Source organism: Flagellimonas oceani (genome assembly GCF_011068285.1).
Lineage (GTDB): Bacteria > Bacteroidota > Bacteroidia > Flavobacteriales > Flavobacteriaceae > Flagellimonas > Flagellimonas oceani.
Window position 1 is genome coordinate 2,952,170 of record NZ_CP049616.1, and the last position, 23,810, is coordinate 2,975,979.

At 42.0% G+C, this 23,810-nt stretch carries 24 protein-coding genes; 7 read left to right on the forward strand and 17 right to left on the reverse strand.

Translation table 11 applies throughout. The features are described from left to right. Positions 1-11 precede the first annotated feature (11 nt). The 11 genes from rpsC to rpsL all read right to left on the reverse strand — a co-directional run bounded on the left by rpsC (position 12) and on the right by rpsL (position 7,309). A complete protein-coding gene (gene rpsC, locus GVT53_RS13560) occupies positions 12-722 on the reverse strand; it encodes a 30S ribosomal protein S3 (RefSeq protein ID WP_108246815.1) in 711 nt (236 codons plus the stop codon). A 10-nt stretch (positions 723-732) separates the two neighbouring features. After that, entirely contained in the window at positions 733-1,140 is a 408-nt protein-coding gene (gene rplV / locus GVT53_RS13565; RefSeq protein WP_166249056.1) for a 50S ribosomal protein L22, read from the reverse strand. A 7-nt stretch (positions 1,141-1,147) separates the two neighbouring features. Next, positions 1,148-1,426: a 30S ribosomal protein S19 gene (rpsS, locus tag GVT53_RS13570; protein WP_108246813.1), complete on the reverse strand. Its 279-nt coding sequence runs from the start codon at positions 1,424-1,426 to the stop codon at positions 1,148-1,150. Positions 1,427-1,437: 11 nt separating this feature from the next. After that, complete coding sequence (gene rplB / locus GVT53_RS13575; RefSeq protein WP_166249057.1) at positions 1,438-2,262, reverse strand: 50S ribosomal protein L2; 825 nt, start codon at positions 2,260-2,262, stop codon at positions 1,438-1,440. Between the two features lie 9 nt (positions 2,263-2,271). Continuing rightward, positions 2,272-2,562 (reverse strand): 50S ribosomal protein L23, encoded by a 291-nt coding sequence (gene rplW, locus GVT53_RS13580; protein WP_163626144.1) that lies wholly within the window; start codon positions 2,560-2,562, stop codon positions 2,272-2,274. A 7-nt stretch (positions 2,563-2,569) separates the two neighbouring features. After that, positions 2,570-3,199, reverse strand: a complete 630-nt coding sequence (gene rplD, locus GVT53_RS13585) for a 50S ribosomal protein L4 (RefSeq protein ID WP_108246810.1) — start codon at positions 3,197-3,199, stop codon at positions 2,570-2,572. Then, positions 3,199-3,822, reverse strand: a complete 624-nt coding sequence (gene rplC / locus GVT53_RS13590) for a 50S ribosomal protein L3 (protein ID WP_166249058.1) — start codon at positions 3,820-3,822, stop codon at positions 3,199-3,201. The genes rplD and rplC overlap by 1 nt, the downstream gene beginning before the upstream one ends. Positions 3,823-3,985: 163 nt before the next feature. Then, positions 3,986-4,291 carry a 30S ribosomal protein S10 gene (gene rpsJ / locus GVT53_RS13595; RefSeq protein ID WP_108246808.1) on the reverse strand — a complete coding sequence of 102 codons (306 nt, stop codon included), beginning with the start codon at positions 4,289-4,291 and terminating at the stop codon, positions 3,986-3,988. A gap of 12 nt (positions 4,292-4,303) precedes the next feature. Continuing rightward, positions 4,304-6,430, reverse strand: coding sequence for an elongation factor G (gene fusA / locus GVT53_RS13600; RefSeq protein ID WP_166249059.1), 2,127 nt, complete (start codon positions 6,428-6,430; stop codon positions 4,304-4,306). 8 nt (positions 6,431-6,438) lie between these two features. Next, on the reverse strand, positions 6,439-6,915 hold the full coding sequence (gene rpsG, locus GVT53_RS13605) for a 30S ribosomal protein S7 (RefSeq protein WP_108246806.1): 477 nt from the start codon (positions 6,913-6,915) through the stop codon (positions 6,439-6,441). 19 nt (positions 6,916-6,934) lie between these two features. Next, positions 6,935-7,309 carry a 30S ribosomal protein S12 gene (gene rpsL / locus GVT53_RS13610; RefSeq protein WP_014032016.1) on the reverse strand — a complete coding sequence of 125 codons (375 nt, stop codon included), beginning with the start codon at positions 7,307-7,309 and terminating at the stop codon, positions 6,935-6,937. Between the two features lie 519 nt (positions 7,310-7,828). Here rpsL and GVT53_RS13615 point away from each other — a divergent pair. From GVT53_RS13615 to rlmB, 6 genes are all read left to right on the forward strand, one after another. After that, entirely contained in the window at positions 7,829-11,071 is a 3,243-nt protein-coding gene (locus tag GVT53_RS13615; RefSeq protein WP_166249060.1) for a SusC/RagA family TonB-linked outer membrane protein, read from the forward strand. A 30-nt stretch (positions 11,072-11,101) separates the two neighbouring features. Then, the gene (locus GVT53_RS13620) at positions 11,102-12,778 is read left to right on the forward strand and encodes a SusD/RagB family nutrient-binding outer membrane lipoprotein (protein WP_166249061.1); all 1,677 of its coding nucleotides are present in this window, start codon (positions 11,102-11,104) and stop codon (positions 12,776-12,778) included. A gap of 12 nt (positions 12,779-12,790) precedes the next feature. Then, positions 12,791-13,660: a hypothetical protein gene (locus tag GVT53_RS13625; RefSeq protein WP_166249062.1), complete on the forward strand. Its 870-nt coding sequence runs from the start codon at positions 12,791-12,793 to the stop codon at positions 13,658-13,660. Positions 13,661-13,837: 177 nt separating this feature from the next. Continuing rightward, positions 13,838-14,587: a hypothetical protein gene (locus tag GVT53_RS13630; RefSeq protein WP_166249063.1), complete on the forward strand. Its 750-nt coding sequence runs from the start codon at positions 13,838-13,840 to the stop codon at positions 14,585-14,587. Positions 14,588-14,604: 17 nt separating this feature from the next. Beyond that, entirely contained in the window at positions 14,605-15,972 is a 1,368-nt protein-coding gene (locus GVT53_RS13635) for an aryl-sulfate sulfotransferase (RefSeq protein ID WP_240905021.1), read from the forward strand. Positions 15,973-16,066: 94 nt separating this feature from the next. Beyond that, the gene (rlmB, locus tag GVT53_RS13640; protein ID WP_166249064.1) at positions 16,067-16,801 is read left to right on the forward strand and encodes a 23S rRNA (guanosine(2251)-2'-O)-methyltransferase RlmB; all 735 of its coding nucleotides are present in this window, start codon (positions 16,067-16,069) and stop codon (positions 16,799-16,801) included. Here rlmB and GVT53_RS13645 read toward each other — a convergent pair. Further along, on the reverse strand, positions 16,798-17,520 hold the full coding sequence (locus GVT53_RS13645; protein ID WP_166249065.1) for a rhomboid family intramembrane serine protease: 723 nt from the start codon (positions 17,518-17,520) through the stop codon (positions 16,798-16,800). The two genes, rlmB and GVT53_RS13645, sit on opposite strands and share 4 nt — an antisense overlap. Positions 17,521-17,640: 120 nt before the next feature. Here GVT53_RS13645 and GVT53_RS13650 point away from each other — a divergent pair, with 120 nt between their 5' ends. Next, positions 17,641-18,918 (forward strand): replication-associated recombination protein A, encoded by a 1,278-nt coding sequence (locus GVT53_RS13650; protein WP_166249066.1) that lies wholly within the window; start codon positions 17,641-17,643, stop codon positions 18,916-18,918. Here GVT53_RS13650 and GVT53_RS13655 read toward each other — a convergent pair. From GVT53_RS13655 to GVT53_RS13675, 5 genes are read right to left on the reverse strand one after another with little or no spacing between them, the layout of a single operon-like run. After that, positions 18,915-19,754, reverse strand: coding sequence for a hypothetical protein (locus tag GVT53_RS13655; RefSeq protein ID WP_166249067.1), 840 nt, complete (start codon positions 19,752-19,754; stop codon positions 18,915-18,917). The genes GVT53_RS13650 and GVT53_RS13655 overlap by 4 nt on opposite strands. A gap of 13 nt (positions 19,755-19,767) precedes the next feature. Beyond that, positions 19,768-21,204, reverse strand: coding sequence for a DUF5723 family protein (locus GVT53_RS13660; protein ID WP_240905022.1), 1,437 nt, complete (start codon positions 21,202-21,204; stop codon positions 19,768-19,770). A gap of 23 nt (positions 21,205-21,227) precedes the next feature. Further along, positions 21,228-21,776, reverse strand: a complete 549-nt coding sequence (locus tag GVT53_RS13665) for a hypothetical protein (RefSeq protein WP_166249069.1) — start codon at positions 21,774-21,776, stop codon at positions 21,228-21,230. Between the two features lie 53 nt (positions 21,777-21,829). Beyond that, on the reverse strand, positions 21,830-22,519 hold the full coding sequence (locus GVT53_RS13670) for a YjjG family noncanonical pyrimidine nucleotidase (RefSeq protein WP_166249070.1): 690 nt from the start codon (positions 22,517-22,519) through the stop codon (positions 21,830-21,832). Further along, positions 22,512-23,807, reverse strand: coding sequence for a polysaccharide deacetylase family protein (locus GVT53_RS13675; protein ID WP_166249071.1), 1,296 nt, complete (start codon positions 23,805-23,807; stop codon positions 22,512-22,514). The genes GVT53_RS13670 and GVT53_RS13675 overlap by 8 nt, the downstream gene beginning before the upstream one ends. Positions 23,808-23,810: the final 3 nt, after the last annotated feature.

The window sequence follows — 23,810 nt, forward strand, 5'->3', positions numbered from 1 at the left end:
ACTTTATCTAATTACTTTCTACGGCGAGGTTTCTTGTTGTCCTTACCGCTTTTTCCTTGACCAGTGCTCAATCCTACCAATGGGGAAAGTTCTCTTTTTCCATAAACCTCTCCTTTCATGATCCACACCTTTACTCCCAATCTACCATAGGTAGTGTGAGCTTCGTGCAAGGCATAGTCAACATCTGCACGGAAAGTGGACAATGGAATCCTTCCTTCTTTGTAAGATTCTGAACGAGCCATCTCGGCACCGTTCAAACGTCCGGAAATCTGAATCTTGATTCCTTCGGCATTCATACGCATTGCAGCTGCAATGGCCATTTTAATGGCTCTCCTGTATGAAATCCTGCTCTCGATCTGTCTCGCAACACTTGCGGCAACCAAGTTGGCATCAAGCTCAGGTCTCTTTATTTCATGAATATTGATCTGGACCTCTTTGTTGGTGATTTTCTTAAGCTCTTCTTTAAGTTTATCAACCTCTTGCCCACCTTTACCGATGATGATACCAGGTCTTGATGTGGTAATGGTAATGGTGATCAATTTCAAGGTTCTCTCAATAATTACCCTGGACACGCTAGCCTTGGCCAAACGTGCATGGATATATTTTCTGATCTTATCGTCTTCAGCCAGTTTATCGCCGTAATCATTTCCTCCGTACCAGTTGGATTCCCATCCTCTGATAATTCCTAAGCGATTTCCTATTGGATTGGTCTTCTGTCCCATATTCTAATTTCTAGCTTTCAACGTTGTTATTGGCCTCCAAGATCATGGTTACATGATTGGAACGCTTTCTGATTCTGTGTGCCCTACCTTGTGGAGCCGGTCTCAATCTCTTCAACATAGTTCCTCCGTCCACACGGATTTCCTTGATGTAAAGATTGGCAGCTTCGATATCAGCACCCTCATTTTTAGCCTCCCAGTTAGCGATTGCGGACAGCAACAGCTTTTCCAACTTTCTGGATGCTTCTTTTGGGTTAAATCTTAAGGTAGCCAATGCCATCTCAATTTGCTTACCTCTTACCAAGTCAGCGACCAAGCGCATTTTTCTTGGAGAAGTCGGGCAATTGTTAAGCTTTGCAATAGCAAGTTGCTTTTTCTCTTCTTTCAACCTTTCGGCCATTTGTCTCTTACGAACTCCCATAGCTTACTTACTTTTTACCTTTGTTTTTAGCCCCTGCATGACCTCTAAAAGATCTTGTAGGTGAAAATTCCCCTAGTTTGTGACCTACCATATTCTCGGTTACAAAAACGGGAACAAATTGTCTTCCGTTATGCACTGCGATAGTCTGTCCTACAAAGTCTGGTGTTATCATAGAGGCTCTAGACCACGTTTTGATAACTGTTTTCTTACCTGATTCTATATTGGTCTGGACTTTTTTCTCCAGACTAAAATGAACGTATGGTCCTTTTTTTAACGAACGTGCCATTTACTTTTCTTTTATTTCTTTCTACGTTCTATGATATATCTATTGGTGTCCTTGGTCTTGGAACGGGTTCTGAATCCTTTTGCAGGAATACCGTTTCTAGATCTTGGATGACCTCCTGAAGCTCTACCTTCACCACCTCCCATTGGGTGATCTACAGGGTTCATTGCTACAGGTCTAGTTCTTGGTCTTCTACCCAACCATCTGCTTCTACCCGCTTTACCGGAAACAAGCAATTGGTGGTCAGAGTTGGAAACTGCACCGATCGTGGCCAAACAAGTGGCCAAAATCATTCTAGTCTCCCCAGATGGCAATTTCAAGGTTACGAACTTACCGTCCTTTGCCATTAATTGAGCAAATGTACCTGCGCTTCGTGCCATAATTGCACCTTGGCCGGGCCTCAACTCGATACAAGAAACAATAGTACCCAATGGAACTTCACCTAAAGGCAGTGCATTTCCAATTTCCGGAGCAGAACCGGAACCAGACTGGATAGCCTGACCTACCTGCAAACCATTTTGGGCAACCACATATCTTTTTTCACCATCCTTATACTCTACCAAGGCGATAAATGCAGTTCTGTTCGGATCATACTGGATTGAAACTACAGTAGCTTCAACACCTTGTTTATCCCTTTTGAAATCGATGATTCGATATCTTCTTTTATGACCACCACCTTTGTGGCGCATGGTCATTTTTCCTTGACTGTTCCTACCACCCGTCTTTTTGATCGGAGCAAGCAAGCTTTTCTCCGGCTTATCAGTAGTAATCGCGTCAAATCCGTTTACTACTCTAAAACGCTGACCAGGGGTTATCGGTTTTAATTTTCTAACTGACATTTCTCGTCTTTATAGATTACTGTAAAAATCAATAATATCACCTTCAGCTACATCAACAATTGCTTTTTTGATCGCATTTGTTTTACCATGCTGAATACCGGTTTTTGTATAACGACTCTTACGCGTTGGACCATAATTCATGGTTCTTACCTTTTCGACAGATACACCATAAGTAGCCTCTACCGCTTCTTTGATCTCCAACTTGTTAGCAGTTGGATTTACAAAGAATCCGTAGCGATTGAAAAGCTCGCTATCGGCGGTCATCTTCTCCGTAATTATCGGTTTTATCAACACACTCATGATACTCTTATTTCTTTAGGTTCGATTCAATTCCTTCCAAAGCGCTTTCGGTCAACACCAAACTTGTTGCATTAACAATTTTGTAAGTGTTTAATCCTGAGCCTGTTACAACTTCGGAGCGTTCCAAATTACGCGACGACAAATATACGTTATTATTTGTATCACCCAACACAATAAGGGACTTTTTCTTTTCTATTCCCAAGGAAGACAAGAAATTAACAAAGTCCTTGGTTTTTGGAGCTTCAAAATTGAAGTCTTCAACAACCACCAAAGATTGCTCTTTGGACTTCAAGCTCAGGGCAGATTTTCTGGCCAAACGCTTCATGTTCTTGTTCAACTTTTGGGTGTAGTCCTTAGGTCTTGGACCAAAGATCCTACCTCCACCTCTAAACACAGGGGATTTGATACTACCGGCCCTTGCGGTACCAGTACCTTTTTGCTTCTTGATCTTTCTGGTACTACCAGCTATCTCAGCTCTTTCTTTGGCCTTGTGAGTACCTTGCCTTTGGTGGGCCAAGTATTGTTTTACATCCAAATAAATGGCATGCTCATTAGGCTCTATCCCGAAAACATCGTCAGAAAGCTCTACTTTCCTTCCTGTTTCTTTTCCATTGATATCTAAAACTGCTACCTTCATTATTGCCACCTTTGAATAGTTACGTATGCATTTTTATGGCCAGGCACACATCCTTTTACAACCAAAAGATTTTTCTCCGGAACCACTTTCAATACTCTTAAGTTAAGTGCAGTAACTCTGTCACCACCCATTCTACCGGCCATACGAAGACCTTTCACAACTTTGGATGGATAAGATGCAGCACCAATGGAACCAGGAGCCCTCAATCTGTTGTGCTGACCGTGCGTTGCTTGACCAACTCCACCGAAACCATGACGTTTTACAACACCTTGGAATCCTTTACCTTTTGACGTACCAACTACATCAACAAATTCTCCTTCTTGAAAAAGGTCGACACCAACAGTGTCTCCCAATTTGTAATCACCTTCAAATCCTTGGAATTCAACGACTTTCTTTTTAGGAGAAGTACCTGCTTTTTTGTAGTGACCTGTTTCGGCCTTGTTAGCACGTTTTTCTGCCTTGTCATCGAAACCTAGTTGAAGGGCTTTGTACCCGTCCACCTCTTCGGTTCTGACTTGGGTAACCACGCATGGCCCAGCTTCCAAAACGGTACATGGAATGTTCTTTCCATTCTCGTCGAAAATGCTGGTCATACCGATTTTCTTACCTATTAACCCAGACATAATTATTAATTATTAATTGTTTACTTTTCTATTTGCGCCAAATAATTGGCAAAAAAATTGGGTCAAGAAAATATTCTGTTCTGACCCAGATTTTTTTTCTTTCTCCGTTTTTCCCGAACCATCGTTCGGGACATGTTGTTTCCACTCTTGGGCGGAAATTCTATCAGACTTTGATCTCAACTTCCACACCACTTGGAAGCTCAAGCTTCATAAGGGCGTCGATAGTTTTTGATGAAGAGCTGTAAATATCCAATAGCCTCTTGTACGAGCTTAATTGGAACTGCTCTCTAGCCTTTTTGTTCACGTGAGGCGAACGCAAAACTGTGAATATCTTTTTGCGTGTTGGCAATGGAATTGGTCCAGTTACCACAGCACCTGTCGTTTTTACTGTTTTCACGATCTTTTCAGCAGATTTGTCCACCAAATTGTGATCGTAAGATTTCAATTTTATTCTAATTTTTTGACTCATCTTGCTGAAAAATTAAGCGGTTACTCCTTTAGCTGCTTTGATCACTTCCTCTGCAATATTGGAAGGAGTCTCTGCATAATGTGAAAATTCCATTGTTGATGTTGCCCTACCTGAAGACAACGTCCTCAAAGAGGTTACATAACCGAACATTTCCGATAGCGGCACTTCGGCCTTAACAACTTTTGCGCCCGCTCTATCCGACATGCTGTTCACTTGACCTCTTCTACGGTTCAAGTCACCTACAATGTCACCCATGTTCTCCTCTGGAGTCAACACCTCCAACTTCATGATCGGCTCCATAATAATGGCCCTTGCTTTCTTGGCAGCAACCTTGTAACCCATTTTTGCAGCCAATTCGAAAGAAAGTTGGTCGGAATCCACAGGGTGGAAAGAACCATCTTTAAGGGTAATTTTCATGGCATCCATTTCGAAACCGGCCAAAGGACCATTCTTCATAGCCTCTCTGAATCCTTTTTCAACAGACGGAACAAATTCCTTAGGAATGTTACCACCTTTTATAACATTGACAAACTCAAGTCCGGATTTACCTTCCTCGGCAGGCTCCATAGTAAATACGATATCCGCAAATTTACCACGACCACCAGTTTGTTTCTTATAAGTCTCCCTGTGATCCGCCGTTCCGGTGATAGCTTCTTTGTACTCCACCTGAGGCTGACCTTGGGTAACGTCAACTTTAAATTCACGCTTAAGACGGTCACAAATAATATCCAAGTGAAGCTCGCCCATACCGGAAATAATGGTCTGGCCAGATGCCTCATCTGTTTTTACCTGGAACGTTGGATCTTCCTCGGCCAATTTAGCCAAAGCCATACCCAATTTATCAACGTCGGCCTTTGTTTTAGGCTCAACCGCGATACCGATTACAGGCTCAGGGAATTGCATACTTTCCAAAACAATTGGATGTTTTTCATCGGAAAGGGTGTCCCCTGTCTTGATATCTTTAAAACCTACCGCAGCACCAATATCTCCTGCTTCGATAAAGTCGATCGCGTTTTGTTTATTGGAGTGCATTTGGTAGATACGGGAAATACGCTCTTTATTACCTGAACGATTGTTCAACACATAAGAACCTGCATCCAAACGACCTGAATATGCTCTAAAGAATGCCAAACGACCTACGAAAGGATCGGTAGCGATCTTAAATGCCAGAGCAGCAAATGGCTCTTTTGGGTCTGGTTTTCTTCTTTCTTCCTTCTCAGTATCCGGGTTTACCCCTACGATATCATCTTTGTCCAACGGTGATGGCAAGTAGCGACAAACCGCATCCAACAAAAACTGAACTCCTTTGTTTTTAAAGGAAGAACCACAAATCATTGGAATAATGGCCCTATCCATAACTGCTGCACGCAAAGCGGCATGCACTTCATCTTCTGTGATGGAATCTTCATCCTCGAAGAATTTCTCCATCAACTCCTCATCATATTCAGCAACAGCCTCAATCAAGGCAGCTCTATACTCCTTAACCTCATCCTTCATTTCTTCAGGAATGTCAACCACATCAAAGGTAGAACCGAAGTTATCCTCGTGCCATACAACAGCTCTGTTCTTGGCCAAATCCACGATTCCTTTAAAGTCAGCCTCATCACCAATCGGCAAAACGATCGGCACGGCATTCGACCCCAACATTTCGCGAACTTGCTTACAAACCGCAAGGAAGTTGGAACCTTGACGGTCCATTTTGTTTACGAACCCGATTCTTGGCACCTTATAGTTATCGGCCAATCTCCAGTTGGTTTCGGATTGAGGCTCAACACCGTCAACGGCACTGAACAAGAAAACCAATCCATCCAATACACGAAGCGAACGGTTTACTTCAACCGTAAAATCAACGTGTCCGGGAGTATCGATAATATTAAAATGGTAATCTTTTGTATCTGGCAAGTCCTTGGCATTCTCCATTGGGAACTTCCAAGTACATGTTGTAGCAGCAGAGGTAATGGTAATACCACGCTCTTGCTCTTGCTCCATCCAGTCCATGGTAGCTGCACCATCGTGCACCTCCCCAATTTTGTGGCTCACACCCGTGTAGAAAAGAATACGTTCTGTAGTAGTTGTCTTTCCAGCATCAATGTGAGCTGCAATACCTATATTCCTTGTATATTTTAAATCTCTTCCCATTGTATTGTTTAGAATCTAAAGTGTGAGAACGCTTTGTTGGCCTCGGCCATTTTGTGTGTATCTACTCTTTTCTTCACTGCCGCACCTTCTTCTTTAGCTGCCGCTAAAATCTCGGCCGCCAACTTTTGCGCCATGGATTTCTCGTTACGCTTTCTTGAAAAGCTGATCAACCATTTCATGGCAGTGGATATTTTTCTATCTGGACGAATCTGCATAGGGATTTGAAATGTTGCACCACCCACTCTTCTACTTCTAACTTCAACGTGCGGCATAACATTGGAAAGTGCATCTTTCCAAAGCTCCAATCCTGTTTTTTCTTCGTCAGTATTTTTTTCATCAACGATTTCAATCGCATCATAAAATATCTTGAATGCAATTGACTTCTTACCGTCCCACATCATCATGTTCACAAAACGTGTAACAAGCTGATCGTTAAATTTTGGATCCGGTAATAAAGGTCTCTTTTTTGCCTGCTTTTTTCTCATCGCTTCTTCTTAAAAATGATTAATTTTTAGGACGCTTTGCACCATACTTAGATCGTCGTTGCGTTCTTCCCGCAACACCTGCGGTATCCAATGCACCGCGAACGATATGATATCGCACACCAGGCAAATCCTTTACTCTTCCGCCCCTTACCAATACTATCGAGTGCTCTTGGAGGTTGTGTCCTTCACCGGGGATATAAGCGTTCACTTCTTTACCATTGGTCAACCTTACCCTTGCTACTTTACGCATTGCAGAGTTTGGTTTTTTTGGTGTAGTGGTATAAACACGCGTACAAACCCCTCTTCTTTGAGGACACGAATCCAAAGCAGCCGATTTACTCTTCTTGGTAATCGTGGCCCTTCCTTTTCGTACTAATTGTGAAATTGTTGGCATTAAATTCCTTTTAAAAACTAAATAACCCTCATTTTGAGGGCTGCAAATGTAATGATAATTCCCAATAATTCAAATCCCAAGCAATTAATTTTAAGCAGAATGCAAAAAAAGATAAAACCTGTCTTAAAAACAACCAACCGTACCAATCACAAACAACCCTTGAAAGACAAAAATCCAGCACTCAAACAATCACTATATAATTAAGGTATAGGACCCCCATAGACAAGAAACCGCTCCTTAACATTATCCTAACAATTTTTCCCAATCCTATTCTTTGAGACAACACTACACATCAAAATATTCTTATTGCACAAAAACCCTATCAATTTATGGGGGTATATTTCAAATATTGCAGTAAGAATAATTAGACCCCCTTTAAATTATGTAGTTATCAATCAAAATTGATGTTTTTGCCGTTACTTCATTTAAACGACCAGTCTTAAAGATTTTATAAAATTAGTTTGGATTATTAACATGAAATTATGATTTTAGCGATTAGCTAATTCAAATAATTTAACAATGAGAACAAAACTTAATGGATTGTTAACGCTATTATTGGCGTTTGTTGTGCATATATCCTATGCGCAGGACAAGACGATTACGGGTACAGTCACGGATGCCGCAGGCCTCCCGCTGCCCGGAGTCAACATTGTCGTTGAAGGGACCACCACAGGTACCCAATCAGATTTTGATGGAAATTACGCAATCACTGCTAGTGAAGGACAAACTTTATTGTTCACCTACATAGGCCAGCGTCCCTCGACCAAAGTTGTGGGCGCAAGTAGCGTAATCAATGTTCAAATGGTGGAAGACACCCAAGCCCTTGAGGAGGTAGTTGTAACCGCTCAAGGTATCAAAAGAGAGAAAAAGGCACTTGGGTTTGCCGTATCCTCGGTTGAAGAGGAGGATTTGGAATCCAGATCTGAAGGTGATGTTGCCAGGGTGCTTTCAGGTAAAGCTTCCGGGGTACAGATTACTGCCGCTGGCGGTATGTCCGGTTCCGCAACCAACGTGATTGTAAGGGGTTTGAGTTCCTTTAGTGGAAGCAACCAGGCGCTATTTGTCGTGGATGGTGTACCTTTTAGTAGTGACACTAACGCCCAAGACTTGAACGGTAATGGTTCAAACTTTCTAACAGGTAACACCGGTTCTTCTAGATTTTTGGATCTAGATCCGAACAACATTGCCAAAATAGAGGTTTTGAAAGGTCTTGCAGCTGCAACACTATATGGTTCGCAAGGTAAGAACGGTGTAATCTTAATCACCACAAAAGCAGGCTCTGCCGCAGGCGGCGCCAAGAAAACCGAAATAACCGTAAACCAATCTTATTTTGTCAATGAATTTGCCTCGTTGCCAGACTATCAGGATGAATATGGTAATGGATTTGATCAAGCATTTGGATGGTTTTATAGTAACTGGGGACCAAGTTTCGAAAAAGAAGGTTTGTCCGGTTGGGGAAGACAACCCGCTATAGATGAAAACGGAACACTTGCCCACCCATACAGTACCACTTCAATTGCCGCTATTAGAAATGCTTTTCCAGAATTGCAAAACGCTAGGTACGATTGGAAACCTTATGATTCCGTTGAAGACTTTTTCAAGCCTGGTCACGTAAGCTCAACATCTATAAACATAAATGGAGCATCCGAAGATGGCAACACTACATACAATGCCAACTTTGGATATTTAGACGATCAAAGTTTTATTCCTGGAAACGGTTTAACAAGAGCAAACATCTCCATCGGTGGTAAATCGAAACTATCCAACAAGTTTACAGTATCCGGCGCTATGAACTATTCCAGGACAGATTACAACTCACCTCCAATTGCGGCCAGTGAAGGTAATGGTTCAACAGGTTTCTCCTTGTTTGGTGCAGTTTACTTTACACCTAGGAGTGTGGATCTTATGGGACTTCCTTTTCAAAACCCTATTGACGGATCAAGTGTTTATTATAGAAATGGAAACGATATCCTTAACCCAAGGTGGACAGCTGCCAATGCCAAATTTTCTCAGCTAACAACCCGTGTGTTTTGGAATGCTTCACTTCAATATGATGTAAACGAAAACCTCAACCTTGTTTATAGAGCGGGTCTGGATTTTTATAATGAAAGAAACGAACAATATTCTAACAAAGGTGGGGTAACTTTCACCAATGCTATTTTCGGTTTCTTAAACACATACGACAACAACAATACTATTTGGGACCATTATTTGGCCTTGAACGGTAACTACGACCTATCCGAAAAACTTGGAATGTCGTTCAACGTTGGTGCTACTACCCGTTCCACAACATTTGACCAATCGGGTGTTGCAAGTACAGGACAAATTGTTTTTGATATTCAAAGACACTACAATTATGCCAACCAGTCGCCTATCCAATTCTCCCAGAGAAGAAACATTGCTGGTATATTGGGCCAAGCGACTTTCGATTATGATAATATGTTGTTCTTGACCGCTTCAACAAGAACGGATTGGGTTTCCAACCTTATTACAGAGAACAATAGTCAAACTTACCCAAGTGCAAGTATATCCTTCCTTCCTACCGCTGCTTTTTCCAGCTTAAGGTCAGAAAACGGATTGAACTTCCTTAAATTAAGAGCTGGTATTGGACAATCTGCAACCTTCCCAACTGGTTATCCAACAGTTAGTGTTGTTGAGCAAAATACACAGGTATATGGAGACGATGGTGGTGTTACCACCAACCAAGTTGCCGGGTTCAAAGCAAACCCTGATTTAAAACCTGAGTTATTATCAGAATTTGAAGTAGGTTTTGAGTCCAGATTCTTTAAAAATAAAGTATCCTTGGACTTTACCTATTTTGACAGAACTACAAAAGACTTGATCGTACAAGAACCTTTATCTCCATCCACTGGTTTTACATTTACACAAAGTAATGTTGGTAAAATTGAAGGAGACGGTATTGAAGTTGATTTGGGCATAGATTGGTTTACAAGTGAAAACCGTGATGGGTTCAACTGGAATTCCAGAGTTAACTTCACAAAAAACAAGTTCATTGTAACCGAACAAGAGCAAGATATTATCATCTATGCAGGTAGCTCTACTTTATCCGTAGGTGGTAACGCAGCTATCAAAGGAGAACAATTGGGTGTCATTGTTGGTGATGCAATAGCAAGAGATGCCGATGGCAACTTTTTGGTTGATGATGGTGGCGACTACGTGACCACAGAACAGGACATAAATGGAAATGTGCCAATTATTGGTAATCCAAACCCTGATTACATTATGAACTTTATCAACTCTTTCTCCTACAAAAACTGGAATCTAGGGTTTCAAATCAATCACATTAAAGGAGGTGATATTGTATCCAACACCATTGGAACATTGTTAGGTAGAGGTCTTATCACCGAAACCTTGGACAGAGAGGACACATACATCCTACCTGGTGTATCGCAAAGCACTGGTGAAGTAAACAACAAGCAGATCAACAACTCTACTTATTACTTTAACAATATTCTTTTCGGCCCGACCGAATTGAAAGTTTATGACGCATCTGTGATACGTTTACAGGAACTTTCCCTTGGATACACCTTCCCAAGCAAGTTCTTGGATAAGACTCCTTTTGGATCCCTGACCATTACCGCGCAAGGTTTCAACCTTTGGTATGATGCCTACAACACACCTGACGGTGCAAACTTTGATCCTAACATTCAGGGTGCAGGTGTTGGTAACTCACAAGGTTTCGACTTTTTGAACGGTCCAAGTTCCAGAAGATATGGACTTAGTGTAAAAGCAACCTTTTAAAAATTGCTAATCTGAATTAATAGAAATATTATGAAAAAAATAATAAAATATATAACCGTTGCTTTTACCGCAGGGCTGTTATTAAATTCCTGTGAAACAACGGATCTAGATCTTAGGACTAGCCCTAATGACTTGGCATCTGATCAAGCAGACCCCAATTTGCTGCTTAATTCCATTCAGTTATCCTATGTGGCCAATATGTACACGTTGAACGATATTGGCTCTGAGTTAACGAGGATTGACTACATGCTTGGACGTAACTACTTTAACACCTACCCAGGTAACACCTTTGACGATGTATGGGAACGCCTCTACAGTAGTACCGATGGTAACGGTGATGTTTTCAACTCTGATGTTGACCTTGGTATTTTTCCCAACGTAGCCAACCTTCAAACAATAGATGAGACATCAGACATTGATTACTCCTTTCATATTGCCGTTGGCCAAACATTAAAGGCACATATGCTTTTGTTATTTGTAGACTATTTGGGTAAAGCGACGTTAAGTGAAGCAGGAAATCCAGTAGATTTCCCTGCCCCACTACTTGATGAAGGACAAGAGGTCTATACTGGTGCCTTGGCACTTTTATCCGAAGCCGAAGCTTTGTTCGCCTCTGATCCGGACACTCAAGGAGCTGTTGACTTTTTCTATGATGGTGATACGGAGCAATGGATCAAGCTGATCAATACAATTAGATTGAAAGCTGCCGTTACAACTGGAGATACCGGCACATTCAATTCAATAATAGCAGCTGGCAACTACATTTCCGATACCGAGGATGATTTCCAATGGCAGTATGGCGCCAGGGATTTGCAACCTGACACACGTCACCCTGACTATCAGGATGACTACACTCCAAGTGGAGCCAACATCTATCAATCCAACTGGTTGATGAACTACATGTTGGATAAAAATGATCCAAGAATCAGATATTATTTTTACAGACAATCTGATGCCACACCTGGTGCAGCTGGCGAACCTGCAGATGAGGAAACTCTAGCATGTTCCCTAGCAACTCCACCGCCACATTATGCCGGTTTTGTATACTGTTCCGTTCCTAACGGATACTGGGGAAGATCTCACGGTAACAACGAAGGAACACCACCAGATGGATTTACAAGAACGGCAGTTGGAGTTTATCCAGCAGCTGGTAGATTCGATGATAACAGTTTTGATGTTGTAGGTCTTGGCCTTGGAGGCGGCGGAGCTGGTATTGAACCAATTATCTTGGCCTCTTATGTAGATTTCTGGCAAGCGGAAATGGCGGCAACACCAGCAGAAAAAGCTGTTTTTCTTGAATCTGGAATGACCAAGTCCATTGCTAAGGTGCAAAGTTTTGGCGCTTTGGATGCCAGTGCAGATAAGTCCCTGGAACCTACCGATGGAGAAGTTACCACCTACATAGATGGAGTTGTTGCCGATTTCTTGGCTGCTAGCGGAGACGCCCAGATGAACATTCTATCCGAGCAGTATTGGATCGCTCTTTATGGGGGAGGTGTAGAAGCCTATAACTATTATAGAAGAACAGGATTCCCTACGACTTTGGCCCCTAACTGGGAGGCCAATCCAGGCGCATTCCCAAGATCGTTCCTATATCCTCAAACAGAGGTTATTACAAACTCGAACGTAACGCAGAAAGATGATTTATCAACTCAAGTATTTTGGGACACCAATCCAGCTGGACCGGCTTTCCCACCTGCTAACTAAAAAAATTTCAAAATGAAAATAATTAGTAAAATATCAAGCTATATTTTAGGAGCCTCAGCAGTACTGCTAGTCTCTTCTTGCGATGATGGAGACAAGGTTATTGATGAAGTTTTTTCATCAACAACCAGAGGCGCTGTCTTAAGAACCCTGGAATCCAACGGTGTTTACGATCGCTTCGACACATCCTCAACTTTTGGCTTCACCTTTGAAGAACAAGATTATGAAGGTGGGGATTTAATGGAAAAAGTAGATTTGTACATCAGTTTTGACGATAATACCGAAGAAAACGGTGATTCAACCGTAGATGAAATATTAATTCAAACCTTTTTGCCAGAAGATTTTACCGAAGGTGAATTTGGCCTACCAGTGGCCAGCTACGAGTCAACTTTGGCAAATGCCTTAAGCCTTTTGGGACTTGAAGAAGGAGATTTTGACGGAGGCGATGCCATCCAATATCGTTTGGTTCTGACACTGACCGACGGCAGAACATTCTCAAACGACGACAGTACGGGTACCATTACCGGTTCATTCTTTAACGCTCCGTTCTTTTATGGCCCTGTTATAAAATGTATCCCTCCAGCTCCAGTACCAGGCGAGTATACCATTGATTTGGTAGATAGCTATGGTGATGGTTGGAACGGTGCATCCATAGATATTGTCATAGACGGTGTAGAATCTTCGTTTACTTTAGAGGAAGGAAGTTCTGGAACAGAAACCTTTACTGTACCTGATGGAACTACCGAATTTACCCTTGAGTTTGTTTCAGGTGATTTTGATTCTGAAGTGACTTATGAAATAACTGCCCCTACGGGCGAAACAGCTATTGAAGATGGACCAACTCCGGCAGTAGGCACCATTACATTGAACATTTGTAAAGGTTAATACCTTGATTAAATTATTTATGATAGCTGCCTCAAAAAATTTTGGGGCAGCTATTAATTTTTTAATTCAAATTAACTTGATGAACAAAGAATCTCATTTGTCAAAAAAAATTACTCAATTAACAAAAAATTAGAATTTAAATCATTGTAAACTAATCAATTAATAATATTTTTAGATATGAGAAAAGCACTAGCCCTTTGTATTTTTATAAGTATAGTTTATCAATCCCACTCCCAATACGCAGGCCAAGTAGCTTCCAACATGGCTGGAGCAAGCCAAAATGCTGCTGCCGGTTCGGCCGTATCCAATTTTTTGGGACCTGTGAATGAGGCATACCAAAAAAGAAGAGAAATAGACCTTGACAAATTTCAAGGATCTCCCTACACCGCCGACAAATTTGCCCCTGCACCTCTAAAATATAAAGAAGAGATTATAGGCACAATTTATTATAGATATAATGCCCTTAATGAAGAAATTGAAATAAAAAAAACATCGTCAGAAGACGAATTGTACCAAGCCCTCAATAAAGACAAGGCCATAAGCCTTCTTATCAATGGAAATCCCCTGAGCTTTAAAACCTTTATCACGGATAAAAAAGAAACCGTAAATGGTTATTTGACCTTAATTTCCGATGGCTCAGAATATGACCTTTACGAAAGAACCTTGGTAAAGTTTACCGAAGGTCAGCCAGCACAGAATTCATTTGTGGCAGCAATTCCAAGTAGGTTTTCAAAGTTTACGGAATACTATTTCCAGAAAAAGGGAGTCAATAAAATAAATCAAGTACCCCAAAGAAATAGGAAAATGTTGAAACTATTTGAAGGCTCCACCAGACAAGACCTTAAGGAATATCTCAAAGCAAATGATTTAAACGTCAAAAGCGAAGCTGACCTTATTAGGGTGTTTGAATATCTTAACAAAAAATAGCAGCACCTTCTTTTTTTATGCTGACTCTGCTTATGTCCCTTAAATCAATTACCAAATCTCTTTTTACCTTACTGGCCATAATATTACTTTTCCCTTCGTGTTCGAAAGACGAATCAATATCAGAACCTCCAGACTCCGAGGTTGAAACGGAACAACCAGATAATCCCGATGACAATGGCGACGGTTCAGAAGACGACAACAATCCAGAAATCAGTGAAGGAGACAAAGGAACTGTAACATTATTTGATCTGGACCAAATCAGCGACAGCTTTATATTGGTCAACGATCTTGCTTCTTCCGTTTATCTTATGGATAAAAATGCAAATGTTGTATTCGAATGGGACCTAGGAGATAGAATTACCGGAAATGATGCTGTACTACAAGATGATGGGACACTCCTTGCCACCATAAGATACGATGAAAGTGATGACATAGTGTTTGGAGGTTACGGCGGTCAAATTCAAATCCTGGACAAAGAAGGAACAGCTCTTTGGGATTTCGTCTATGCCACCAGTGAACATCGAATGCATCACGATATTGAAAGGATGCCCAATGGGAATATACTAGCTATTGCCTGGGAAAGAATCCCTCAAGAAACAGCCTTGGAAAATGGTTCCACCCATAATATGGACCTCTATTTGGAATCGATCATTGAAATAGATCCTACTACCGATCAAATTGTTTGGGAGTGGCATTCCATAGATCACACCATACAAGATGTGGATGACACCAAATCCAATTATGGCTCAGTATCCGACAACCCACAGCTTATAGATATCAACTTTAATAGTAACGATACAGGCAATCTTATGCACATTAATGGCATTGATTATGATGCCGATAACGACCTGATATACCTTAGTGTCAATTTTTACAGCGAAGTTTGGGTCATAGACCATAGTACATCCACCGCATCTGCTGCTGAACATTCGGGCGGAAATTTTGGACTGGGGGGTGATCTAGTCTATCGGTTTGGAAATCCAGCTGCCTACGGAGACCAAGAATCAGAACGTATTTTCTACAACAACCATCACCCAAACCTTTTCGAGCCCGGAAAATTCATGATTTTTTCCAATGGCGGAGAGTTGGGCCAGTCTACCGTTTATGAAATGGAACTGCCAGAAGCACTCGACCAACAAACAATACCCCAAAACGTAGCACCAAAAATTACATGGAGTTTCTCAAATCCTGGCCTATTTGCGGACAGGGTTTCAGGCGCCGTAAGACTCCCCAATGGAAATACGATGATAACAGAAGGAGATTACGGCATTTGGGAAGTTACATCGAGTGGAAAAATAGTGTGGAAGTTTGCTGGAAGCGGTTTTTTTTGGAGGTCGTACCACTATGCAAAAGATGCTCCAGGAGTGCTCGAACTTGACCTATAACTTTTATTTATTTTCGTTTTTTACAAAATAGGGACCCCAATAAAATGGGAATAAGGTTCTTTGTTGCATCTTTGCAAATCAATTGCAATACAAAATGAGCAGTCAGATCTACGGCATTAGGGCAGTTATGGAGGCGATAAACGCCGGGCAACCCATCAACAAAATATTCATTCAAAAAGGTATTAAGGGGGAACTAATCAAAGAGCTGGAATCTTCCGCGCGAAAAAACGGTATCGGCCTATCCTATGTTCCTGTTGAGAAACTGAACCGCCTTACCCGTAACAATAACCATCAAGGAGCCGTAGCGCAAATATCACCGGTGGAATTCCATCAGTTTGAAGAATTGGTAGAGCAAGTACTCAACAAAGAAGAGACTCCCCTGTTCCTGATGCTGGATGGGGTATCGGACGTAAGAAACTTTGGAGCCATCATCCGAACTGCGGAATGTTGCGGCGTTCACGGCATTATAATTCCAAAAAGCGGGGCCGCTCCCATAACGGACGATACCGTAAAAACCTCGGCCGGGGCTGCCTTTAACGTGCCCATCGCAAAGGTAGACCATTTAAAAGATGCCATTTTTTACCTGCAATCCTCGGGAATTGTGATCACTGGTGCTACCGAAAAGGCAGATGATGAAATCTATGGAATAGATTTTAACCAACCCACCGCAATCATAATGGGCTCGGAAGAAAAAGGCATCTCCCCCTCTACCCTCAACATTATAGAACATCAGGCCAAATTGCCCCTTATTGGAAAAATTGGTTCGTTGAACGTCTCGGTGGCCTGCGGTGTGTTCCTTTATGAAGTGGTCCGACAACGGAGAGGCTAATCATCACTCGACTTTTTATAGTGATATTTGATTTCAATTTTCTCTTCCGGCTCTTCGGGAGCACTTTCTATAAAATTGCCGTTGTCATCAAAATGTTGTAGGAAAGGATCATCCTCTTCCCTATAATCTTCTCGTTCCCAATCATACTTTCGAATTTCCGGAACTTGAATTTTAGTGACAAAAGCAAGTACCAGTCCCGTCATAAATCCCGCCAAATGGCCTTCCCACGAAATACCGTCCTTGACCGGAAATATGTACCAGATCATACTGCCATATATAAAAACCACGACCAAGGACAGAGCGACCAAACGATAATTCTTGGCCAAAATCCCCTTAAAAAATATAAAACTGGCCAATAAGTAGATAACACCACTTGCACCAATATGGTAAGACGGCCTGGCTATTGCCCATGTAAGAAGCCCGGAAATCAGGGTTCCTACCAACAAAACCCGAAGGGCCGCACTTTGATAAAAATAGAAAAGGAATGCCGTTAAAACTGCTAAAGGAATGGTATTGTTGTATAAATGTTCGATGGAACCATGGATAAACGGACTGAAGAACACTCCCAGCAGGCCCGATAGTCTGCGAGGATATACACCATACTCGTTCAAGTTGATGCCCAATTGCATCTCTACCCAGAACACGATCCAAATGGACAACACCGCCACTAAGGGCGCCACTATTACTGAATTAGAGAATTTAAACGAATCTGAACTCATACGGTCACAAAATCAAACATCCCGCCATAACATTAAATTTATACAAATTGTCAGGTGGCAGATAAAAATCCTTCCTCTTTTAAGAACAACGGACCATCAAATTTATTTTATTTTTGATGTATGAACGAACCTTTGGCAGAACGCATACGTCCGAAAACTTTAGAGGATTACATCAGTCAGCAACATTTGGTGGGAAAGCAGGGCGCTTTGACCAACCAAATCAAAAGTGGCATAATCCCCTCATTGATTTTTTGGGGCCCTCCCGGAACAGGAAAAACCACCTTGGCCAACATTATTGCGACGGAAAGCCAAAGGCCATTTTACACCTTGAGCGCCATTAGCAGTGGTGTAAAAGATGTGCGTGAAGTAATTGACAAGGCCAAACAGAGCGGTGGCCTGTTCACATCCAAAAACCCCATTCTTTTTATTGACGAGATCCACCGGTTTAGCAAATCACAACAGGATTCGTTGCTGGCTGCGGTGGAAAAAGGTTGGGTGACACTTGTTGGAGCCACTACCGAAAACCCAAGTTTTGAGGTAATTCCGGCACTCTTGTCGCGCTGCCAAGTCTACACATTGAATTCTTTTGGAAAGGATGACCTCGTAGCACTTTTGGAGCGTGCCATTGAGACCGACACCTTGCTCTCCAAAAAGGACATCGAACTAAAAGAAACCGATGCCCTGCTCCGATTATCGGGAGGAGATGGCCGAAAATTGCTCAATATCTTTGAGCTTATCGTTAATTCGGAGCCAAATGGAAAAATTGTCATAACCAATGATTTGGTACTCAACAAGGTCCAAAGCAACACGGTTCGGTATGACAAAACCGGGGAACAACATTACGATATTGTTTCCGCCTTTATTAAAAGTGTACGTGGAAGCGACCCCAATGCAGCTGTTTACTGGTTGGCGCGGATGATAGAGGGCGGCGAGGACGTAAAGTTCATTGCCCGTAGAATGATCATATTGGCATCCGAAGATATTGGAAACGCCAACCCTACGGCGCTGGTAATGGCCAATACCACTTTTCAATCGGTTACCACCATCGGGTATCCCGAAGCAAGGATTATTTTGAGCCAGTGCGCCACTTATTTGGCGAGCTCCCCAAAAAGCAATGCCAGCTACATGGCCATTAACGAAGCACAGCAAAAGGTCCGTCAAACAGGGGATTTATCCGTGCCGATTCCATTGCGAAACGCACCCACTAAATTAATGAAGGACTTGGGCTATGGCAAGGGATATGCATACGCTCACGACCATGAGAACAATTTTGTGGATTTTGAGTTTCTTCCAGAAGAGATTTCGGGTACAACTTTCTATAAGCCCGGGAACAACCCGAGAGAAAATTCCATGAAGGATTTTCTAAAGAAAAGGTGGAAGAACAAGTACAATTTCTAGAATTTGATATTGAGCTCTTTCTGTACCTTTTCTCCGTTTTCGGAATACTCCAACAGCCACTTGCCATCTTTTTGAAAGACCACCGCATTGTTACCATTAAAATCGGTCATGAACACATTGTCCATAGAGGTTTCCTGTAACTTTAAAACAACCTTTGGGGCACTGTCCACGAGTTGATAACCTGAATCGGTAGGCTGGGCGTACAAAACCTCATCTGGCAACTCGGACGATTGCTTTTCGGCGGCTCTTACAATGGATGATGGTTTCGGTTCCACCGATTTGTACACTTGTTCTTCGGTGGTCGCCTTTTGCTCCAAAATATGTTCTTTTGGTTCCTCTTGAACCGATTTTACATCGTCCTTAAAATTGAGGGTGACGGTTGTTGGTTCCCTTTGTGCTTTTTCTTGGGGCTCATAGCTATAGTCCATTCCCGCGAAGGAAATAAATGCCTTTTGAATGGCATCCCTGTAAGCCTTATTGTATTCCTTGATTTTACTAACGCCCTCGACCGACCTGAACACTTCAACATTGTTGCAATCCTTAAGTACGATGGTGACTTTTGTGGTAAACATATTGGAACCATCCTCTAAATTGGCCAAAAGCCCCAAACATCTGTCACCTGCCAACTCCATGGGAAGCTCATCATCATAAAGGGCATTGAACCCGTTCTCTTCAAAAAAATATTTGACCAAAGTGCTGGTCTGGTACTCGTTGACCGATTTAAAAGCTTCAAACTTCTTGGGCACAATAATGTATTTGTAGCTGTTCAACTGTGCGTTCGCAGCATTGCCAATCACTATTGCAAATAACAATATGTATAGTACTTTCGATTTCATATAATATCAATACTCAATTATTGTTCCAAGATATGATATTAAATCCGAACTGTAAAGAAGCGTAGTGACTGTCGGCAATATTGGAGTAGCTCAGAAGGTTGTCCGCCAGTACATAAAAATTAACCGGTCCCATCTGAAAATTTGCGCCCAACCCGATATTTGTAAAGGAATATTTATCTACGGTATACGTACCTTTTAATGAGAGTACACGGCCAAACCGCCTTTGGTAAAAACCGGTCAAAGCAGCTTGGACTCCCTTTGGTCTTTTTATCATAAATAGTTGTCCGCCGACACTGTTCCTGTAATGATCTGAGGTACTTGCCCTACCCCTGCCATTTACAGCGCATCCACAATTATCGAAAATCCGGCCATTGCCGCCCTGTCCAAAATCGTACCTAGCGGAACCATAAACCTTTACCGGCCTCCACGAGATATAGCTGGACTGGTTTTCGCCATGGGGCAATGCTGCATCGATTTCATCTATGAGCTCTTGCCACTGGTCGTTATCCACATTGTTGATATCCTCCGGAAGAAAAACAGAAATTCCATCCGTTACCGTACTCCCAGCGAAAGTGTAGTTCCAAACATCTTTGGAATTATTAATAAAGCCAAGATCTAAAATACTTCCCGTTATCGTGGTCTGGGGATTCAAATTATAGCTAAAACCTAGATCAACACCAAAACCAAGGTTTCCGCCCAAGAGCGTTCTTTCCGTAAACAGGCTTTTCACATCTTTTTTCGTGGTTCCCGTATCCTCGTCGATGATATCGTAAAACCCTTTTACACCTGCAGTTTGAAGCTGCATATCGGCATTGATGGCACTTTCGTAAACATTGCTCTGTCCATCCCGCGTAACAAACGATCCTGAATTTTTTATGGACTGAAACTGGAAAATACTGGAATATATTTTCGCCCTTCCTCCAATGGTGAGGTTCTCATCAACTTTCTTGTTAATGCCAAAATGAAGCACATTGACCACTTCGCCCCTAAGGTTTAGGTCCCCTAGATCAAAGCTCCTTCCCAAATTTGCCCCACCGTTACCTTCAAAAGCCAAAATGGCCAAATCCTTGGGCCAATAGGAAATAATGTCCATTTCGCCGTACATTCCAAAAGTATAGTAATTTTCCGGTCGGTTTTTACCCCTGAACCCTACGGTAAATGCCTCTATCTGGTTGGTTGTGCCAAAATCATCCCTATCGGTCATAACAGACAACAACCGCTCTTGGACCTTGGTGGTAAAATCCACCCCATCGTCAGCAAAAAGATCGTTCACGGTAACACCGCTGGTTCCAGCTTGTACGGAAAGGCCGGACAAAACAGGAATACCTGCATGCCATTTCTGCGAGGTCTTCACGCCAGGGTTCACCATCAGGGACTGGGGAATTTCGTAAAAATCGTATAATATCTCCTTGTTCTGGGCCAACCCGGTTGCGCTTAAAAACAGGGCCATTAGTATGAGTCTTGGGGCTATCCTCATTGTAGTCGAAATAAAAATTCTGCCCCCGAACGCAGGATTAAACTTGGATTTTCAGCAGGAGATATACTCGTATTGTCGCTCAAATTAACGGCCGACACTCGAAGACCGGTGGTATTTGCAAGAATATCGATAGGTTTGCCACTTGGTCCATAAAACACTTCCCTGATCAAGGTTTCGGAAGGGTCCGCCTCGATATCAAACCTCTCTATATCCAAAACCCTTCCATCTTCATCCAAAAATTCAACAACAATGCGTAAATCCTTGCTTGTCGTATTATCCAGTTCGTAAGTAATGGTTCCCTCTATAAGGCGTTCGGCAACATATTGCTCGTTAAAGGCTTCAAAAGTGAATTCTTCAGAATAAAAAGAACCTGTTGCAACCGAGTTTATGGTCTCTTCATCGGATTCCAAATAAAAAATTCCCGAGGCCAAGGTCGGGGTCACGCTTAAATCATCTATCTGATCAAAATCCTGCTCCTCCATACATGATACGGAGCAAAACAATAATCCTGTGATCCAGAGAACGGAGTACAGTAATCTTTTCATTGCCAAAAACATTTCCACGTGCCAAAAAGGGGTTTACCACTTGTAATATAACTCTATAAAATGTTTTTTATTTCAATAAGGTCGTCGATCATGGTACATTCCCCATGTTGGGTTTCCCTATGGAAATTGTAATGGAGCACCTGCATTCCCATGGACTTTGCCCCTAAAATATCCGCTTCAAGGTTATCGCCCACCATCAGCGAGTTTTGGGGCTTTACCTGTGCCATGTCCAATGCCATTTGAAAAATGTACGGATCAGGTTTTTTGACCCCTGCCATTTCGGAGTCGATCACTTTTTGAAAATAATGATGGATTCCGCTTCCCTTAAGCTTCTTTGTCTGTACTTCCTGAAATCCATTGGTGATGATGTGCAACCTATATTTAGGAAAAAGATAATCCAAAGCCTCCAAGGTGTTTGGCAATAAGTGGTTGAAAGATGATAGATGGGCAATGTACTCGTGGGCCAATATGTCGATGATTTCATCGGACACGTGCTCGCCAAGTTGATCAAATGTCCTCTTTAAACGTTGGTACCTTAGTTCGGATTTTCCAATTCCGTTTTGCCGGTACAATGCCCACATTTGCATATTGATGGGGGCATAAACCTCTAAAAAATCGTCCAAATCCACGTTGACCTTGTTTTCAACCAAAATTTTGGCGAAGGTCAATGCCGAGTTCTTTTCAAAATCCCATAAGGTATGGTCCAAATCAAAAAAAACGTCGGTTACTTTATGATCAAACATAGTATCTTTTTAAAAGGGATTGATAAAGTTCCATCCAATCCAATTGTTGCTTTCCTCCCAAAAGCTCGTTGGAGAATACAAGAACAAAGTCGCCCTTCACTTGATTTACCAAACGGTATACCCGGTCCATCTTCTCAAAAACCTCTTCTTTGCTCTTATACTTGATCAATGCGTAATCGTGCATGGCAAATGGATGTATTTTAATGGGTTGCCTTACCTCGGTATTGATATCATAAAAATAAAACGGCGTACAGGTACCCGCCCTAAAACCGATTTCGTGGGTGTAGCCCATGGAAAAATCGTCCGTAAACTCGGTCTCCACCAAATTTCTGTAGGTAGCGGGAACATTGACTTTATTGTAACGGAGCCGTGCATAGCTAATGGGTCTATTGATCAAATTGCCCAATTGTTTTTTTTCTTCACGGAGCACATTTTTATCGTAGGATGAGATATACGAGGTGCTCAGGGACACATCGCTATAATCGGCCACGGATTTTATTAGATAACGAAACTTATTATTATTGGTAGATACATTTTTATCGTGCGCCGAATGCTTGGCAAACTGAAAAAAGAACATGGTTTTAATGGGAAACTTTTTATGAATCTCCACCAACTCGAAAAAATTATCATAAGGATCTTTTTTGAGCCTCATCATCACCGAAAAGCGATCTAAAACATCCCGAAACCTAAAATTGCCCAGATCCAGCAAAAGGCCCCCAATGCTTCTTGCCAAACCTCTCATGGCATACGCATGGGACGTTGTAACATTTATGATCGAGGTAAAACGGTAATCCTTTTCCTTGGTATCCAAATCGGGGAACCTTTCCCTTAAGGCCTCCAACAGCTTGTAGGCCCAAAGGTCCACCACGGGAAGTTCCAAAAAATCATTCTGATAAGCTATGCTTTCCTTAACGGGGAACCTGCCCACACTATCTTTTACATGGGGCAAATACTCCTCGTACCTGCTCAAAAGAAAAAAACTGGCAGAAAAAATATCAAAGGGAACCGTACTTTTATCTCCTGCCGAAAAAAAACAGGGCAAGCCGTCCCAATCGGATACCTTTACCTCCAAATCGTTGATGCCCTGCTCGAACAAGAGGTCGTTGCTCCGAATAAAGAATTCGTTCTGCAACGGTTGTTTGGAATAGGTCATTTTAGGTCCGTTATGCTTGATGAACTCTTCGACCTTTGTGGTAAAACCCATTTCTACCCCCAGGATTTTTTCAAAAATCTGCTTGGCGGTATAGTTCAATCTATTGGTTACCTTATGGGTAAAAATCAATAACATGGG